The organism is Flavobacterium ginsenosidimutans (assembly GCF_003254625.1).
In the GTDB taxonomy this organism is placed as follows: Bacteria; Bacteroidota; Bacteroidia; order Flavobacteriales; family Flavobacteriaceae; genus Flavobacterium; species Flavobacterium ginsenosidimutans.
In genome coordinates this window covers 97,651-115,618 of the sequence record NZ_QJRJ01000082.1, presented here as the reverse complement: position 1 = coordinate 115,618, position 17,968 = coordinate 97,651, and the positions used below count along the sequence as shown (strand labels likewise).

Sequence of the window (17,968 nt, the reverse complement as noted above, 5' to 3'; positions counted from 1 at the left end):
TTATGGGCGATCATAAAGACCTTACAGATGAATTTGCAGTAGATAAAATAAAAGATCTAGCTGAACATATTAAAACTTGCATGTTTTGTACATATAACGAATACAGACTGCAATCACGACCAATGTCTGTTCAAAAAATTGACGATTTAGGTCAGCTTTGGTTTTTATCTGACCGAAACAGTGGTCAGAATGCTGAAATTACTTTAAATCCGATGGTAGAAATTTTCTTTTCCGAACCACATGATAAGTTTTTAACGCTTCATGGAACGGCGAGTATTTCGTACGATCGAGAAACAATTGAAAAATTATGGAATCCAGTCGTAAAAATTTGGATGCCAGGTGGTATCGATGATCCGAATTTGAGTGTGATTAAAGTAATTCCGGAAGATGGTTATTATTGGAACAACAAAAACGGAAAAATGGTCGCGATTGCAAAAATGACGGCTGCTTTCGTTACAGGAAAAACAATGGATGACGGAATTGAAGGAAGTTTGAAATTGTAGTTTTCTGTTTAACCGCAAAGTTTTTTTTAAACCGCAAAGAGCGCAAAGTAAACGCAAAGTTCACAAAGAAAATTATCTTTTACACTTTGCGTTTACTTTGCTCTTTGTGGTTATTTTTTTTGCCATAGATTAAAAGATTAGCAGGATTAAAATCTGCTTAAATCTGTAAAATCTACAAAAAAAAAATATTCAGCAAGTAAATTATGCTCAAAGCTTTGCGATCTCTCTCAAGGCTTCAATTAAAGCTTCAAAATAAAAAACCTTAGCGTACTTTGCGTTTAAAAAACACGCACGAAAAAATTAAACAGTCATTCTTTTTAACTCTAAAGCATTCAGAATTCCTGCTTCGCTTGCAGTATTATTGAAATATACAAATCCTTTTTGGGAATCAATCTGGTTGTTTACATGTTTTAATTCTTCTGTAGAATAACTGGAATGAAATAATTTCGGAATTCCATGAAACCGAATATAAAGCAATGGAAAATCCTTAAAAATAGTTTGCGGAAGATTTGGGTGACTTACACTGCAAAACGTAATGTTATTGTCTTTAAAAACATTCCAAACCTCATCATTCCACCAGCTTTCGTGACGAAATTCGATCACATTTTTAAAATTATAATCCAGAATATTGATTATAGTTTCTAACTTTTCTTGGCTAAAAGTGTAACTCGGCGGAAATTGAAATAAAACTGCCGCAAGTTTTTCTTTCATTCCTTCATTACAAATTTCATAAAAGTCATTTAATAGACTTTCACAATCCTTCAGTTTTTTGATATGCGTGATTTCTTTCGGCACTTTGACTGAAAACAAAAAAGATTCAGGCGCTTTATTGTACCAGTTTTGAAAAACACGCACAGTCGGAAATTTATAAAAACTTCCATTGAACTCATAAGTATCAAAATGATGGCAATAAAACTCGAACCATTGCTTTGAAGGCAGATTTTGAGGATAAAAAATATTTTTCCAGAAACTGTTATAAAAGCTTGAACATCCTATTATTATTTGATTTTTCATTTGTATAGTTGTTGACAATTCGGGCAGAAAAAACTTCTGCGTTTTCGTTCTCCGGTCTGTTTTTTTTGAAACGGAAGATTGCATCTCAAACAAACATTTTTAGTATAAGCTTCCCAATGCTGTTTCAATTCAAATTTCTTTTTCCAATATAAAAACTCAAAGCTGTAAATAGAACATTCTGCTATTAACTGACTTGTTATGTGAAACGGAATTTTTCCCACAATCGATTCTGGATGAACATAACATCGATACAAAACTTCATTTTTAATGATATTACCCACTCCCGAAAAAATATCTTGATCTAAAATGACGTCACAAATCATTTTTTCTGGTATTTTTTCTAATCTTAAATGTGCTTTCTTCGGATTCCAATTTTCGTTCATAACATCAACACTCCAATCATAATGAGAATTGATATCCCCTTCAAGAATTTTAACTGAACAAGTATAAAAGTTAAGTTCGCCGTTTTCAAAAACCAAACTTAGTCGAGGTTTAGAAACCTTGCGTTCATTTATTCGGTAGGTTCCAAACATAAGCAAGTGAATTTTTACTGTAAAAGAATCAAAACAGATTAAAAAATGTTTTCCCCAGGTTTTAAACGCAAGTATGGTTTTATCCTTTAGACGTGAAATATCAATATTGGCACTTCCAGAAACAGAAATCACTTTCTTTCCTGCAAATTGCTGTACTTCTTCTTTTAAGATTACTATTGACGGACCTTCGGGCATATACTATATTTTTATTTAATTAAAAAGTGCAGTCCGAAAACTGCACTTTAATTACATTTCTAAATGTTTTATTCTATTTCTGCAGCTTCAAGATTAACTGCATTAACAGCAACTTCAGTGAGTGTTTTATCGGCACCTTTTTCTTCATCAAGTGTTTGTTCCAATAAAGTGGCCGCTTCTGGCAAACCAAGAGTCTCTGCAAATTGTCTTAAGGTACCGTAAGTAGCAATTTCATAATGCTCAATTTTCTGACTCGCTGCAATAATTCCAGCATCTCGCACTACTCCTATTTCAGTTTCTTCCAGCATTCCTTTCGCTTCTTCAATCAAACCTTCCATCGCATCGCATTTTTTGGCTGTTGGTTTTTGTCCAATAATTTTAAAAACTTGCTCTAGACGAGTGATTTGCTGTTCCGTTTCTGTTAAATGGTTGTCAATTGCGTCTTTCAATTCAACCGAAGTTGCATTTTTAACCATTACTGGCAGTGCTTTGGTCAAAGCTTTTTCTGCCCAATAAATATCTTTCAAGGCTTCTTCAAATAATTCAGTTAATCCTGATGCCGCGTTCGATTTTGGCTTTGTAACTCCTCTTGGAATAGTCTCTTTTGCAGACGTTTTAGTTTTACTATCAGTAGTTTTCATGGTAATAATTTTTTATAATTAATATGATTGTAAAATTACAGTCTCACCAAATAGACTGGTTATATGATTCCAACTTAAAATTCCATTCTAAACACCTGTTAATTATACAATTAGACTTTGTTATTCTATAATAGATTCCTATCTCTTCATGCTAGCTTTGTATATATAATTATAAAAAATAGCGATCATGAATACTATAGATAAAAACAACAGCACAAATAAGGATTTTAAAAATCACTTTTCTGATGACAGAAATCTGGCAGAAGATCTTAAAGATGATGCTAGAAAACCCGACAATGATAATCGTGAAATTGCTGAACGAGGATACACGGTCAGAAATGGCCACAATCCCAATCGACCTAATCCAGATCAGGAAGATTTTTCGGATGATGATTTGGACGATTTAAATGATGATTTTCATAAGGACAGGGATTTAGAAGACAATAACGATGATATTTATGAAGTTGAATTGGAAGACGATTTCGAAGAAAACGACGAGTTTGATAATCCTTCAGATTTAACCGAAGAGGAATACGATTTTAATGAAACAGAAGATGTATTGGAAGATCTTGATGAAGATGAAGATGAAGATGAAGACGATGAAGAAGATGATGAAGACGATGAAGACGATGAAGATGAGTACATAGAAGAAGATATTGACGACGACGATAATGATTACATCGAAGATGATGTACAAGAAGATAACGATGATGAAGAATATCCTGAAAATGATCCTCGCCGATTCTAAATTTCTTATTTCAAAAATAAAAAACCGTCTCGTTATTTACCGAGACGGTTTTTTTGAGTTTAAAATTCAACTATTTAATCTATAATAATTCTTAACAGAAATATCAATTTCGAATTATTAAAACCAGAAACGACACATTACAAATGAATGTGCCGTTTTATTTGTTGTTTATTTAACTGATATTCTTATACTCTCGATCTTCCGCTGATTAAGGAAATAACGAATAAAACTAAAAATATAAAGAATAAAATTTTTGCAATACTAGCAGCTCCAGCGGCAATTCCGCCAAAACCAAATATTCCCGCCACAATGGCTAGAATAATAAAAGTGACTGTCCAACGTAACATAATAATAGTTTTTTAGTTAATACTGATTTTGTTTGTATTCAAACTTTATGCTTTTGGAGAGATGCATTAACTCTTTTATGAACATGATGAATCTAAATTGATTTCATAATTCTGAATCAACTCAGAAAATGCGATTTCTGATTTTGTAAAATATTTTCTTGTGCTTCGGCTTTTTTGCGCCAAATCAAAATATTTTTGAATGGAACCATCTTCATAAGTCGAAATCAAAAGCGGATGAACGTAATAGTCTTTGCAGACTTTTCTTGTGTTTCCGAGCGCTTCTGCTGTTAAATCAAAAGCTGCAATTATATTCTGCTTGATTTCTTTTTCGTCTGAAGTGATTCCCATTTCCATTAAACTTTCAAAGAAAATAATTGAAGCTGCCCAAGTTCTAAAATCTTTCGCACTGAAATATTCGCCAGAAATATTATGGAGATATTCATTTACAGCGTGACTATCTAAAACTTTTTTTTCGCCGTTTTTATCATAATATTTAAAAACTTCATAACCTGGAATTTCTTCGCAGCGGCTTACCAATTTTATTAGTTGTTTGTTTCGGGTGGTAATGGTATGCTGTTTTCCTTTTTTACCAATAAATTCAAATCGAAGCGAATTTCTATTGATATTAATATGACGTTTTCTAAGAGTCGAAAGTCCGTACGATTTGTTGTCTTTGGCGTACTTCTCATTTCCAATTCTGATATGCGTTTCTTCCATCAATCGAATGACTAAAGCGGTTACTTTTTCTTTAGACCATTCTTCCTGTTCCAAATCAAGATCTACTTGTTTTCTTATGGATGGGAGTTTTGCACCAAATTCTGCTATTTTATAAAACTTGGTTTGGTTCCGAATCAAATTCCATTTTGGGTGATAACGGTATTGTTTTCTATTTTTTACATCTGTTCCAACCGCTTGTAAATGTCCGTTTGTAATAGCTGTTATTCGAACATTTTCCCATGCTGGCGGAAGTACTAAACTATTAATGCGTTTAATTTCATGTTTGCTTTTTACATTTTTTCCGTTCTTTTTATAAACGAAATTTTCTCCTTCGCGGCAGCGTATAATTGTCAATTGATGATCATTGATGTATTCCAAATCTAGTTTTTCAATTACTAAATGTGGCGCTTTAATCAGCTGATTCATTAGGATTTCCTTTTTGGCTGCGGCATTCATGTTATTTAAATTTTTATCACATTAATAGTTTGTTTTAAATTTTAGTTATTTCTTAAAGAATCAATTAAGGCTTTTTTATTCATATAAGATCTTCCTTTTATACCCACTCTACTGGCTTGTTTTAGAAGTTCTTCTTTTGTCCATTCATCGTAAGGCTTAGCTTTTCCGCCCTTCTTTCCTGCATCTGGCGTGTTGGCAATACGAGCCGATTTTTCTTTGCTGTATCCTTTTTTTACCAATGCTTCATATTGCGCTTCATTCTTAATTCTTGGATCTGGCATGACTTTTATTTTTAATTATTTCTAAAAATCTATAAGCCAAAGTTCTTCAAAAAGTTAAGTGAGTCTGTTATAGAATTTTGGTTTGAAATTTCAAATTTGTAGGATGGGAATTGTGAAAGTCGAAATGTAAGTTTGTCTTTTTGTGAAATGTGAAATGTTAGATGCAAAAAAAATCCCAACTCTAAAAGAGTTGGGATTTTACAAGTAAAGAAGTTTTAACTAATCACATTTTATCTTCTTATAATCCTGTGTTTTTTCGTCATATTCTAAACAAGTCTTTTTAACTAAGACCATTTTATTATTGACTACTTTATATTCGGCTCTTTCAATGCTTCTTCCTGCACAGCATTGATTGTGCTCGTAAATTCTTTTGGTTTTACTATCAAATTCTAGAGAAGTTCCGCTGAAACTGCTTTCAAAGTATTTTCCCGTTTTCGGATTGTACAGAAAATATATTCTTGAAGTATTTGGTCCAGCATAACTAGATTCAAAAACGGAGAATTCTTCAAATCCATCAAAATTGTAATCACCAATATTTACATTATACAATCCCCAAAGTTGACATGCGACATCGACTTTCTGAATTAATTTATCGGTCTTTTTTTCAATGATTTTTATTCCCGAAACCCCAGAAGAACCGCCTTTTTCTTTCGAAACAATCAATTTAAAATACTTGTCTTTTAAAGAAACTGGCTGTAAAATCTCTCTTTCTGACCATTCTTCGCCATTATTATTAAGATCAAATTCTTTCTCCAAACTGATTTTAAGTTCTTTTCCTGAAATCAAATCTTTCCAAATTCCGTTTAATTGATCACTTTCTGCGTTATAATTTTCGAAACTTAATTTGGCAGTTTCTTTATCATTTTTATCTTTTTCAATGAATACCAAAGTAGTTCCTTTCAGCTTTGCATTTAAAACAATCGGAGTATCATAATTAGAATAAGCATAAATTGCCGTTCCTTGCCCGTCAGAATAAACGTCAGTTACAAACTCGATTGGATATTTGTCAATGAAACCTTTATAATTTATTTGGGCTGATGCAAAAGCTGTGGCTAAAAGAAATAGGAAGGTGATTTTTTGTTTCATGAATAATCTTTCTGATTACAAGTTTTAAATTAAAAATTGTTTTGATAAATCATTTAAATGATCCGTCATCATTAATGAATTGAAATGAATAATTATTATCTAAAATTTTACCTCCTATTCTAATAAATGTTCCAAATTGACCACGCCAATCTTCAGTGTCATTTTCTATTGCAGTATCCCAACGAATCACTCCACAAAAATTAGGTTTATCTAATTCATCTTTTATAACAACTCCTAATTCGTTATTTAAAGAGACTTTCATTCCATAATTAAAATCATTTTCCATAAAATAGATTTTGAGCTAATATAGAAATTTAACTACATCTTAATCCTATAACAATCCATAAAAATCCTGTAAAATTTTCTTACAGCTTCTCTATAATTTTACATCATAACATTTAAACTATTAAAATCATGAAAAAGTTATTATTAGCCGGAAAAGCCATTTTAGGAGCAGGACTTATCATTATATTTCTTCAATCTTGTAAAAACGAAACCAAACAAGAAGATCCAAAAGAAGTTGCAGAAGATGCAAACGAAGCAAAATTCGATTCTATTGACAGTAAAGAAGATGATTCTGAATTTTTAGTAGATCAAGCCGAAATTAATTTAGCTGAAATCGAAATTGGTAAACTGGCTCAAACAAAAAGTACAAACGCTGAAGTGAAAAAATTTGGTAAAATGCTTGTTGATGAGCACACTAAATCGGCTTCTGAAGTGAGTGCTTTAGCAAAAGCGAAAAACTTTACTCTACCAACTTCTCTAACTGAAGAAGGTCAAGAGGAATACAATAAATTAAACGAAAAATCGGGTGTTGATTTTGATAAAAAATTCGCCGATATGATGATTGACGGTCACGAAAAAGCGATCAAAAAACTTCAAGACGCAACAAAAGATGCCGTTGACGAGGATGTAAAAACTTGGGCATCTAATAATATTGCTGGTTTAACAGCACATTTAGAACACGCTAAATTGCTGAAACAAAACCTAGACAAAAAGTAAAATAAATTTAATTGGTTATTATTTATTTTTAGACGCTAAGATTCTGAGATTCTAAGGTTCTAAGTAATGGAGCATCTAAGAACCTCAAATCTTTGCTAAAAACCCCTCAAGAGTTGAATTGCTTGAGGGGTTTGTTTTTTTTAGATGCTGAGATTCTAAGTTACTAAGATTCTAAGTTTTCTCTTAGTTGCTTAGTAACTTAGAATCTCAGAGACTTAGAAACTTATTTCCCCGCTATCTTTTGCAGATGCTCAGGATATCTTGAACCTTCTATTGTTATTTTTGATGCGGCATCGTTGATTTCTGAAAGATCGTTAGCGGAAAGCACTAAATCTAATGCGCCAAGGTTTTCTTCTAAACGATGTAATTTTGTAGTTCCTGGAATTGGTGCAATCCAAGGTTTTTGGGCTAGAATCCACGCGAGAGCAATTTGAGCATTTGTTGCTCCTTTTTCAGAAGCGATTTTTGTCAATAAATCTACTAAAGCTTGATTTACTTTTCTGGCTTCTGGTGTGAAACGCGGTAATGTATTTCTAAAATCAGTACTATCAAATTGCGTGTTTTCATCAATTTTAGCGGTTAAAAAACCTCTTCCCAACGGACTAAAAGGCACGAAACCAATTCCTAATTCTTCTAATACTGGAAAAATTTCTTCTTCTGGAGTTCTCCACCAAAGTGAATATTCACTTTGCAATGCCGTTACAGGCTGAACTGCGTGCGCACGACGAATGCTTTCTACGCCTGCTTCTGAAAGTCCAAAATGTTTTACTTTTCCTTCCTGAATTAAATCTTTTATAGTTCCTGCAACGTCTTCCATAGGAACATTTGGATCAACGCGATGCTGATAATACAAATCGATTATATCTGTTTTTAATCTTTTTAATGAACCTTCAACGCTTTTTCTAATCCATTCTGGACGGCTATCTAGTCCTTTTTTAGAATCGCCTTCCAAAAAGCCAAATTTTGTTGCAATTACAACTTTATCGCGAAAAGGCGATAATGCCTCTCCCAATAACCCTTCATTCAAAAATGGTCCGTAACATTCTGCCGTATCAAAAAAAGTAATTCCTTTTTCGTAAGCAGAACGCAACAAACTGATCATTTCTTTTTTATCATGAGCTGGCCCGTAACCAAAACTCATTCCCATGCAGCCAAGTCCCAATGCTGAGACTTCTAAACCGCTATTTCCTAGTTTACGTGTATGCATTTTTTTTAAGTTTCTAAGATGCTAAGATTCTGAGATTCTAAGTTTTTTTCTTGATTTCCCTCGTCTGAATATCTTAAATTTTTATTTAATTAATAGTTGCTAAGATTTTAAGTGTTTCGCAGAGAAACTTAGAATCTTAGCAACTCCTTAGAATCTTATTTCAAAGAAGCCATATCAATCACAAAACGATATTTGATATCTCCTTTTAATAATCTTTCGTAAGCATTATTTACGTCGTTTACGCCAATTAATTCGATGTCTGCTGTAATGTTGTGTTCTGCACAAAAATCAAGCATTTCTTGAGTTTCTGCGATTCCGCCAATTGCAGATCCTGCAAAGCTTCTTCTTCCTAATAAAAGGCTGAAAGAAGTTACGGGAAGTGGTTCCATTGGAGCTCCAACAAGCGTTAAAGTTCCGTCTACTTTAAGTAGATTTAAGTACGAATCGATATTGTGTTCAGCAGAAACGCAGTCTAAAATAAAGTTCAAGCTTTTAGCATGTTTTGCCATTTGCTCTTGATCTGTAGATAAAACTACTTCGTCAGCTCCAAGACTTTTTGCTGCATCAAATTTAGATACCGATGTAGTAAAAACTACCACATGAGCTCCCATAGCTTTTGCTAATTTGATTCCCATGTGTCCTAAACCGCCAATTCCTACGATTCCTACTTTTTGCCCAGGGCCAACTTTCCAATGTTTTAACGGTGAATAAGTTGTAATTCCAGCACAAAGTAATGGTGCAACTCCAGCAAGATCTAGTTTATCAGAAATATGTAATACATAATTTTCATCTACAACAATACTTTGAGAATATCCTCCAAAAGTATGTCCTCCTAAATGTTTATCTGGAGAATTGAATGTCAATATGTTCCCTTCGTCACAGTATTGTTCTAAATCATTTTTGCAATGCTCACATTCTCTGCAAGAATCGACCATACAACCAACTCCTGCTAGTTCTCCAACTTTAAAGTTTTTTACATGATCACCAATTTTTACAATTCTTCCCACGATTTCGTGACCAGGAACAATTGGATACATTGTTCCATGCCATTCATTTCTAGCTGAGTGCAAATCTGAGTGACAGATTCCGCAATACAAAATTTCGATTTCTACATCGTGTGCCTGTACTGCTCTTCTTTTAATATCTAGGGTCTTCAATGGTGCTTCGGCAGCTTCAGTACCAAAGGCTTTAATGCTTTTTGTTTCCATAATTTATTGTTGTTTTTTGTTTCAAGTTTAAAGTTTCAGGTTTCAAACCGTTCTGAAATTGCAATAGAAATCTAGCTGATTCATACTGATTTACAAATAGTTATATAAATTTCGATTATTTTTACCTAATCAAAAAATATAATCTGCTATAAATCAGTAAAATCTGCGCAAAAACTTAGAATCTCAGAACCTTAGTATCTTAGAACCTTAGCATCTTTCAAAAGAATAATATTCTTCATCAGTAACGTTTTCCAGCCAAGTTCCATGACCTTTGTCTATTTCTGTAACAATGGTAATATGAGAATATTTTGTCGTTGGTGTTGCTCCGTACCAATGCTCAATTCCAGGTAAAACTGTAATTACTTTCCCTTTTTCGATAAGATTAATTTGTCCGCCTCTTTCTTGGTAATATCCAACTCCATCCGTTACAATGATTAGTTGCAAACTTGCATTACTGTGCCAATTACTTCTTGCTCCGGGTTCAAAAGAAATATCTTTGATAACAGTATTTTCAGGATGAATTTCGCTTGTTTGCTTTTTATATGACACTTCGCCTGTCATATAAGTATTTGGGATTTTACCTTCTTCGATTACAGCAGTGAAATGTGTCGACATAATTTCGTTGTTTTTAGGTTAATAATTAATTTAAAAGTCGTTATAAGCTTATTTAAGTGAAATAATCAGTACATCGAACCTCTTTCTAGAAAGAGATTTTGATTTTAGCAATGTTTTAAAAATGTATATATTTTTCTATTATCAAAAATTTAAAACTAAATATAAAGCTGGACATCGCTTTTGTGAAGTGTTATTTAGCCGTTTAAAAACTGATACAAAGATTCGTTGTTTATTTCAGGGCAAATGTAGAACAATACTACAATGCTGAAATAACAATATTCAAACAAAAAATTAAGAATTTGAAACAATTTACATTCGAAGCGATTTCGGAACCGTTCCTGTAAGTCTTTTGAAGTAATTATTAAAATAACTCGGATATTCAAATCCAAGCGAGTAACCAATATCCGAAATGCTCCAATCTGTGTGCTGCAATAAAGCTTTTGCTTCGTTGATGACTCTTTCTGTAATATGTGCCGTAGTTGGTTTTCCTGTAACTTCTTTCACAGAACGGTTTAAATGATTTACGTGTACAGAAAGACTTTGCGCATAATCTTGAGGCGTTTTTAAAGCTAAAGGCTGGTTTTTGGTCTCGATTGGAAATTGTCTTTCTAATAATTCTAAAAACAAAGAAGTAATTCTTGAAGAAGCATTTTTATGTTTAAAGAAATTCTCCGATGGCTGCATTTTCATCGATTCATGAATAATCAAATTGACATAACTACGCATCAAATCGTCTTTGAATGCATAATCGGTTTCATATTCTTCAATCATTTTCTGGAATAACGAATCAATAAACACCTTTTGTTCAGGAGTTAAAGAAAAAATTGGAGTTCCCCCTATTTTAAACAAAGGAGATTCATGAAGAGTTTCTGATCTGTCTTTGGTTTTAAAAAACTCTTCAGTAAAAACGCAAGCATAACCTTCATATCCTTCAGAAAGCGTTTCCCAAGAATATGGAATAATCGGATTACCGAAAAACAAAATCGTTCCATCGGTTTCTATTCCGCGGTCAGCATACTGTATAATGCTTTTGCTCGTGTTTATACAGATTTTATAAAAGTCTCTTCGGCTATAAACGGGAACTTTACTGAAATCTCCATTTATAGGATAGACTTTAAAACCTTTCATCTTCAAATCTGAAGTGAAATCGCAATTCTGTGTTTCTGTTTGATTATTCATTTTGCAAAGTTATGAAAATCAAACATTATTCTTTTGTTAATTTTTTGTTTCAGGTTTCACGTTTGCGAGGTTAACCGCAAAGAGCGCGAAGAATTACGCAAAGTTCGCTAAGTTTTTTTTTGAGATAGAAATGCTCGCAAATTCGCTAAGACGCAAAGTTTTTTCTCAATTTATGTCCTCCTGAGCGAAGTCGAAGGACACGCAAGTAGCTCCGCATAGGATATAAAATGCGCATATCCTTCGACTTCGCTCAAGAAGACAAATGTGAATCTCTAAATTTAACTGAAAATTCCTTTGCGAACCTTGCGTAATTCTTCGCGTTCTTTGCGGTTAAAAAAACTACTTCACCACAATTAAATTATTCTTTAATCCTTTCCCTGAAGCAGATAAAACAACTTCCTTCGCATTTTCATCTTTCTGAATAATGATTTGAGCATAACCATTAAACAGCTTTCTTTTCCAAGATTCTGCTGGTGTTATTACTTGAATAATTCCTGGATCTGTATTCATAACATCCCAGTCTTTTATTTTTTGTAAAGGTGTTGCTGCAATGTGAATGGTATTTTTTCCTTGTTTTAAAATAGCCGAATTCAAAACATATTTTTGAAAATCTTCTTTGCTTGGTTCAACTTTATTTCCGTTCACAAAAACTACTGTTTCAACTCCTATTTTTTTGTAAAAGAAGCTTACCACATTTGAAGTTGAGTTGTTCTTTAAATCAAATTCTCCTTTATAAATGTATGACGGAGCTTGTTTTTTGTAATCACGATTTTTAAAAGCTTCTGTCCATTCGTTTTCTGAATAATTGCGTAATTGCTGAGGCAGAGATGCAGTTGTTTCTTTTTGTTCCATAAAATTACTTATAGCAACTAAAGCAATATCATCAATAAACTGATCGCTTTCTAACGAAGTTGGATCACCGTTTCCTACTCCCAAAATTTTACCGCCTTTTATAGAAAACATAATTTCATCATTTGCTGTCGGAATGTGTAAGCCATTTTTATCTGTAGTTTCAACCGTTACAACAGAAACATTTCCTTTCAATACATTTTCTTTATCTAAAGAAAGTTTAATATTTTCTGGTTTTCCAGTAGTTTTCCGAATGTCTGATAAAACTTTTTTACCGTTTTTATATCCAACAGCTTCCAAAGTTCCTGGAGTATAATTTACTTTCCATTCTAAATGGCTGTTTTGCTCCATTTTCTTTTTTCCGAGGCTTTTTTTGTTGAGAAAAAGTTCTACTTCATCACAGTTTGAATACGCCCAAACATCAATTTCTTTGCCTTCCATTCCACTCCAATTCCAATGTGGCAGTAAATGCAAAACGGGTTCTTTTCCCCACCAAGATTTTAAATAGAAAACATTGTCTTTCGGAAAACCGCAAACGTCCATCATTCCGAAATAAGAAGTTACAGAAGGCCAGCCATAAGGAGTTGGTTCTCCACGATAATCAAAGCCCGTCCAAATGAACATTCCTGCTAAATAAGGCCTTTCGGCGTAGAATTTCCAGCCTTCTTCAATACTATAAAAAGTTGGTCTCGGTTTTTTATCATAAGCACTTTGGTAATGTTTCGCATCATCTGTAAAATAGATGCCTCGGGTTGCAAATGTAGAACCTTCTTCGGTTCCCATTCCTGGCTGTTGCTTAAACTGATTTCTGTGTGCATCAATATCTCCGTTTCCTAAATAATTATATCCCATAATTTCCACAACAGAAGAAATTCCGCTTTTAAATCCGCTACTGATTCCTACTGTTACAGGTCTTGTCGGGTCGATACTTTTGCTGAAATCCTGCATTGTATTGGTAATTCTTTCGCCAGTAATTCCGCCTTCAATCTGCCATTCTTCATTTCCAACCGACCAGCAAAAAATACTTGGATGATTGCGATCTCGTTCCATCATTCGTTGTAAATCATTCAAATGATAATCGTTGATTCCCATTAAGCGCGTTTCATCAATAACCAACATTCCAAGTTTATCGCAAGCATCCAATAATTCTGGTGTTGGAGGATGATGTGAACAACGATAGGCATTTGAGCCCATTGCTTTCAGTTTTGCAATTCTATAATACTGAATTTCATCTGGAAGCGCTGTTCCAATTCCTGCGTGATCCTGATGATTATTTGTTCCTTTTAGCTTTACATGTTTTCCGTTAAGGAAAAAACCATTTTCTGAATCAAACTTTATGGTTCTGATTCCAAATGGGGTTTTATACTGATCAATTATTTTTCCCTCGCTTTTAATTTCGGTAACTAACTGATATAAATTAGGCGAATCAATATCCCATAAAAGCGGATTTTTGACACTTAATTTTGATGAAAAGGCATTTGTTTTATAAAATTCTGGTGCTGTAACATTTTCAGAATTTGTTGCGACTTGCTTTCCTGAAGCATCTAAAACAGTTTGGTTTATTTCGACATTTCCTTTAAAATGCCCTTTGTTCTCCAATTTTACTTCTGCAGTAATTAAAGCATTATCATTTGTAATTTCTGATGTAACGTAAGTTCCGTTTTGTACCACATGAAGCGGATTGGTTTTCTGAAGATAAACATGTCTATAAATTCCTGCTCCTTCATAAAACCAGCCTTCTTCCATCGAAGCATCAACACGGACAACTATTGTATTTTCGCCTCCATAATTTACGTAAGCCGTTACATCATATTCAAAACCATTATAACCGCTTTCTTCGGTTCCTAAATAGAATCCGTTGAAAAAGACTTTTGAGTTTCTAAAAACTCCATCAAATTTTAGAGAAATAGTTTTCCCTAAATCTTCATTCGGAATATTTATCTTTTTTCTATACCAGCCAATACTTTTCTTTGGGAAATTTTTCCCTGCTGATTTGAATCCGTGGCTGAAACTTGCGCTTTCGCTAAAAGGCTGTTCAACTGCCCAGTCGTGTGGCAAATCCAATTTTCTCCAAGCACGATCGTCAAACCCTGAAGCTGCTGGTCCATCAGCAAATCCGGTTTTAGTTAAATAGGAAAAATAACCTTCTGCATGGCCAAAATCCTTTTTTGTATCGTATAAATGCCCGAATGAAAACCGCCAATCTTTATCAATTAAAATAAGTTCTCTTCCTGATTTATTTTGTGCTAATAAATGGAATGAACATAGAAGAAAAAAGTAAAAAATCGATTTTTGGGTAAAAGTGGTTTTCATGAGTTTGGTTGTTAGTAAATCAAATAGCGATAAAAATAAGGCTTTTAGTAAAGAAACATTAATAGTATTTTATCAAAATGTGATAATCCATTCATACAATGCTTTAGAATGCATTTCAAAATTTAGAATGAATCTAATGGCTTCAGATTCAAAAATGATTTTCTTTTGATGTAATTTTATATTCAAATCTTAAAAAGCAATTATACGATGAGTACTATTATTAACGAAAATAGACTTCAAAGTACTTTTAAAAACCTTGATCATAAGATTAATAAACTTAATGATCAAAAGATTATGGCTTTTTTCGAATCTTTAGGATTATTAGAAAGAAAAGATGTTCCGAGAGACTTTTTGAATTGGGAAAACATATTAATTGTTGTTCCAAATCGACATGTATCGCACGAGCTGAAATACTATAAATATGCGATTTCACGAATTTCATTTTTAACAAATCCTTACGCAGATCAAATTCATATTTATGATCTCAAAGATTGGAAAAGCGCATCGGGAAACAAAACACAGTTTCAGATCAGAGAAATGCTGAAAACGAGTTTTGGAGGTGTAAAGAAAGTTATTAAAGAGTCTTAAGAAAAGAATTAAAAATTAAAAGCCCAATATTATCGATTGGGCTTTTTGGTTTTTAACGCCTATCTAGCGAAAGTAAAATTTGACTCATTTTATGTCTTCCTGAGCGAAGTCGAAGAACACGTTTGTTATTCCACAACAATACTTTACGCATATCCTTCGACTTCGCTCAGGAGGACAAACTGAAGTCATTAATGAGGTAGAAGAAAATCTTACTGAACCTCTAAAAGTTCTTTAATTTTAGCTTCTAAAGCCTGTCCGTGAATGTTTTTTGCTAAAATAATTCCGTTTTTATCAATCAAAAAGTTTAATGGAACAGATTGTAGCATATAATCTCCTACAACTGGAGATTGCCAGTATTTTAAATCACTAACATTTGTCCAAGGCAATTTTGCTTTTGCGATTGCTCCCGTCCATAATGGCTTTTTTGTATCCATCGAAACTCCGTAAATCGATAATTTATCTGGATAAGCATTATTCAGTTTTATTAATAATGGCTGTTCTTTAATGCAAGGCCCGCACCAAGAAGCCCAAAAGTCAACTAAAACTAAAGTTCCTCTTAAAGAAGAAAGTGCAACTTTTTCTCCTTTTGTATCTGGCAGATCGATTTCTGGAGCAATATCTCCAACATCTACGCCTACAACTTGAGCTTTAGAACTGGTAATTACACAACATAAAAATGCTGCAATAAGTAAAGTTTTTTTCATAATGGATTAAGTTTAATTTGGATTTGGGTTGTTTTTTAATCATGTTATTGCCTCAACATTTGTCATTTCGACGAAGGAGAAATCTCCACAAGTAACTCCGCAACGAGAATCCAATCTTTGTCGAGCTTCTCGCGGAGATTTCTCCTTCGTCGAAATGACATACAATGAGAGTGAAAATATTGTGTATTCCTAAGAAACATTAAACAACAAATATAAATTTTCTTTACCAAATTCTCCATCATTTCCTCTCCTCCATCATAAAATTATCCTAAATATTTTTCTTCAAATCCATATATCGGGAAAAGTCGATATATTTGCATCATGGAAACGATAGAAATTTTTAAAGCATTATCCAACAAGTCCAGATTACAAATGCTGGAATGGCTAAAAGAACCAGAAATTAACTTTCCGGGACAGCTTGAACATGCCGGATTTGAGCATGGTGTCTGCGTTGGACAGATTCAAGCCAAAGCTGGTTTGACTCAATCCACAGTATCCGAATACCTGTCTATTTTACAGCGTGCTGGTTTTATTGAAGCCAAGCGTGTTGGACAATGGACTTATTATAAACGTAACGAAGGTGCCTTTGAAGCACTTAGTAAATTAATTCAATCTAATTTGTAAAATTACTATGAGTACAAACAACCTCTTTTCTGAATTTAACTTAAAGTCGTTAAATCTGAAAAACCGAATCGTAATGGCGCCAATGACGCGCTCTTTTTCTCCGAACGGAGTTCCAACTGATGAAGTCGCAGCTTATTACCAAAAAAGAGCTGAAGGCGAAGTTGGATTAATTTTATCTGAAGGAACTGTTATTGACAGAAAATCTTCTTCTAATGATGCTAATGTTCCTCACTTTTATGGCGATGTAGCTTTAAATGGATGGAAAAAAGTTATTGACGAAGTTCATGCTGCGGGTGGAAAAATGGCACCGCAAATCTGGCATATGGGAATTATGGACAACCACCATTCTGGATGGGTTCCGCCAGTTCCATTTGAAGGTCCGTCTGGATTAAACCGTCCTGATTTTAGAAATGGTGTTGCCATGTCTGAAAAAGACATTGAAGAAACTATTCTTGCTTTTGGTAAAGCAGCTGCTGATGCTAAAAGATTAGGTTTTGACACTGTTGAAATTCACGGTGCACACGGTTATTTAATTGACCAATTCTTTAGAGCAGAAACAAATTTACGTGAAGATATCTACGGAGGAAAAACACTTCCTGAACGTAATCGTTTTGCTGTTGAAGTAGTAAAAGAAGTGAGAAAGCAAGTTGGAAATGACTTTGCTGTAATTATGCGTTTTTCTCAATTCAAACCTTCTGACTACAACTATAAATTGGCTAAAAATCCGCAAGAATTAGAAGCTTGGCTTACTCCACTTGTTGATGCAGGTGTTGATATTATTCACGCTTCACAACGTCGTTTCTGGGAACCAGAATTTGAAGGTTCTGATTTGAATTTTGCTGGATGGGCTAAAAAAGTAACTGGAGCTCCAACTATTACCGTAGGTTCTGTGGGACTTTCTGGTGATTTCTTTGGTGCATTTGCAGGAGAAAGTTCGCAACCGACTTCTTTAGAAGAATTAAACAGACGTTTCGACAGAGGCGATTTTGATTTGGTTGCCGTTGGAAGACCTCTTTTATCAGATCCAAATTGGGTTGCTAAAATCAAAGCAGGAAAAACTGATGAGTTAAAAGGTTTTAGTAAAGATGCTTTAGGACAATTGGTTTTAGAATAAGTTTTAAAGATGCTAAGGTTCTGAGATTCTAAGATGCTAAGTTT

At 33.6% G+C, this 17,968-nt stretch carries 20 protein-coding genes; 6 read left to right on the top strand and 14 right to left on the bottom strand.

Translation table 11 applies throughout. The features are described 5' to 3' along the window. The first annotated feature begins 2 nt into the window (after positions 1-2). Positions 3-503 (top strand): pyridoxamine 5'-phosphate oxidase family protein, encoded by a 501-nt coding sequence (locus DM444_RS21100; protein ID WP_111290381.1) that lies wholly within the window; start codon positions 3-5, stop codon positions 501-503. 300 nt (positions 504-803) lie between these two features. Here DM444_RS21100 and DM444_RS21095 read toward each other — a convergent pair whose 3' ends face one another. The 3 genes from DM444_RS21095 to DM444_RS21085 form a co-directional block, all read right to left on the bottom strand. Continuing rightward, positions 804-1,517, bottom strand: coding sequence for a DUF72 domain-containing protein (locus DM444_RS21095; protein ID WP_111290379.1), 714 nt, complete (start codon positions 1,515-1,517; stop codon positions 804-806). Then, complete coding sequence (locus DM444_RS21090) at positions 1,514-2,245, bottom strand: DNA-formamidopyrimidine glycosylase family protein (protein ID WP_111290377.1); 732 nt, start codon at positions 2,243-2,245, stop codon at positions 1,514-1,516. The genes DM444_RS21095 and DM444_RS21090 overlap by 4 nt, the downstream gene beginning before the upstream one ends. 68 nt (positions 2,246-2,313) lie before the next feature. Then, positions 2,314-2,886 carry a YciE/YciF ferroxidase family protein gene (locus DM444_RS21085; RefSeq protein ID WP_111290375.1) on the bottom strand — a complete coding sequence of 191 codons (573 nt, stop codon included), beginning with the start codon at positions 2,884-2,886 and terminating at the stop codon, positions 2,314-2,316. Between the two features lie 187 nt (positions 2,887-3,073). On the opposite strand from DM444_RS21085, the gene DM444_RS23695 reads away from it, so the two are divergent. After that, positions 3,074-3,634: a hypothetical protein gene (locus DM444_RS23695; RefSeq protein WP_162615023.1), complete on the top strand. Its 561-nt coding sequence runs from the start codon at positions 3,074-3,076 to the stop codon at positions 3,632-3,634. 185 nt (positions 3,635-3,819) lie between these two features. Here DM444_RS23695 and DM444_RS21075 read toward each other — a convergent pair whose 3' ends face one another. The 5 genes from DM444_RS21075 to DM444_RS21055 all read right to left on the bottom strand — a co-directional run bounded on the left by DM444_RS21075 (position 3,820) and on the right by DM444_RS21055 (position 6,807). Then, a complete protein-coding gene (locus DM444_RS21075) occupies positions 3,820-3,981 on the bottom strand; it encodes a DUF1328 domain-containing protein (protein WP_012026284.1) in 162 nt (53 codons plus the stop codon). Positions 3,982-4,056: 75 nt separating this feature from the next. Beyond that, positions 4,057-5,154 carry a DNA topoisomerase IB gene (locus DM444_RS21070; RefSeq protein WP_111290373.1) on the bottom strand — a complete coding sequence of 366 codons (1,098 nt, stop codon included), beginning with the start codon at positions 5,152-5,154 and terminating at the stop codon, positions 4,057-4,059. A gap of 41 nt (positions 5,155-5,195) precedes the next feature. Beyond that, a complete protein-coding gene (locus tag DM444_RS21065; protein ID WP_111290371.1) occupies positions 5,196-5,435 on the bottom strand; it encodes a DUF7218 family protein in 240 nt (79 codons plus the stop codon). 219 nt (positions 5,436-5,654) lie between these two features. After that, on the bottom strand, positions 5,655-6,521 hold the full coding sequence (locus DM444_RS21060; protein ID WP_111290369.1) for an XAC2610-related protein: 867 nt from the start codon (positions 6,519-6,521) through the stop codon (positions 5,655-5,657). A gap of 49 nt (positions 6,522-6,570) precedes the next feature. Beyond that, complete coding sequence (locus DM444_RS21055) at positions 6,571-6,807, bottom strand: hypothetical protein (RefSeq protein WP_111290366.1); 237 nt, start codon at positions 6,805-6,807, stop codon at positions 6,571-6,573. A 128-nt stretch (positions 6,808-6,935) separates the two neighbouring features. Between DM444_RS21055 and DM444_RS21050 the strand changes: the two genes are divergently transcribed. After that, positions 6,936-7,523: a DUF4142 domain-containing protein gene (locus DM444_RS21050; RefSeq protein WP_111290364.1), complete on the top strand. Its 588-nt coding sequence runs from the start codon at positions 6,936-6,938 to the stop codon at positions 7,521-7,523. 223 nt (positions 7,524-7,746) lie between these two features. Here DM444_RS21050 and DM444_RS21045 read toward each other — a convergent pair whose 3' ends face one another. From DM444_RS21045 to galA, 5 genes are all read right to left on the bottom strand, one after another. Further along, positions 7,747-8,730 (bottom strand): aldo/keto reductase, encoded by a 984-nt coding sequence (locus tag DM444_RS21045; protein ID WP_111290362.1) that lies wholly within the window; start codon positions 8,728-8,730, stop codon positions 7,747-7,749. A 155-nt stretch (positions 8,731-8,885) separates the two neighbouring features. Further along, on the bottom strand, positions 8,886-9,938 hold the full coding sequence (locus DM444_RS21040) for an NAD(P)-dependent alcohol dehydrogenase (RefSeq protein WP_111290360.1): 1,053 nt from the start codon (positions 9,936-9,938) through the stop codon (positions 8,886-8,888). 207 nt (positions 9,939-10,145) lie between these two features. Then, complete coding sequence (locus DM444_RS21035) at positions 10,146-10,553, bottom strand: cupin domain-containing protein (RefSeq protein ID WP_111290358.1); 408 nt, start codon at positions 10,551-10,553, stop codon at positions 10,146-10,148. A 309-nt stretch (positions 10,554-10,862) separates the two neighbouring features. Next, complete coding sequence (locus DM444_RS21030) at positions 10,863-11,732, bottom strand: helix-turn-helix domain-containing protein (protein ID WP_111290356.1); 870 nt, start codon at positions 11,730-11,732, stop codon at positions 10,863-10,865. 339 nt (positions 11,733-12,071) lie between these two features. Next, positions 12,072-14,894, bottom strand: a complete 2,823-nt coding sequence (gene galA / locus DM444_RS21025; RefSeq protein WP_111290354.1) for a beta-galactosidase GalA — start codon at positions 14,892-14,894, stop codon at positions 12,072-12,074. 207 nt (positions 14,895-15,101) lie between these two features. Between galA and DM444_RS21020 the strand changes: the two genes are divergently transcribed. Continuing rightward, the gene (locus DM444_RS21020) at positions 15,102-15,482 is read left to right on the top strand and encodes a hypothetical protein (RefSeq protein WP_111290352.1); all 381 of its coding nucleotides are present in this window, start codon (positions 15,102-15,104) and stop codon (positions 15,480-15,482) included. Positions 15,483-15,691: 209 nt separating this feature from the next. On the opposite strand, the gene DM444_RS21015 is transcribed toward DM444_RS21020, so the two are convergent. Beyond that, positions 15,692-16,186, bottom strand: a complete 495-nt coding sequence (locus DM444_RS21015) for a TlpA family protein disulfide reductase (protein WP_111290351.1) — start codon at positions 16,184-16,186, stop codon at positions 15,692-15,694. Positions 16,187-16,507: 321 nt separating this feature from the next. Here DM444_RS21015 and DM444_RS21010 point away from each other — a divergent pair, with 321 nt between their 5' ends. Then, the gene (locus tag DM444_RS21010; RefSeq protein ID WP_091496855.1) at positions 16,508-16,810 is read left to right on the top strand and encodes an ArsR/SmtB family transcription factor; all 303 of its coding nucleotides are present in this window, start codon (positions 16,508-16,510) and stop codon (positions 16,808-16,810) included. A 7-nt stretch (positions 16,811-16,817) separates the two neighbouring features. Continuing rightward, entirely contained in the window at positions 16,818-17,924 is a 1,107-nt protein-coding gene (locus DM444_RS21005) for an NADH:flavin oxidoreductase (protein ID WP_111290349.1), read from the top strand. The last annotated feature ends 44 nt before the right edge of the window (positions 17,925-17,968 follow it).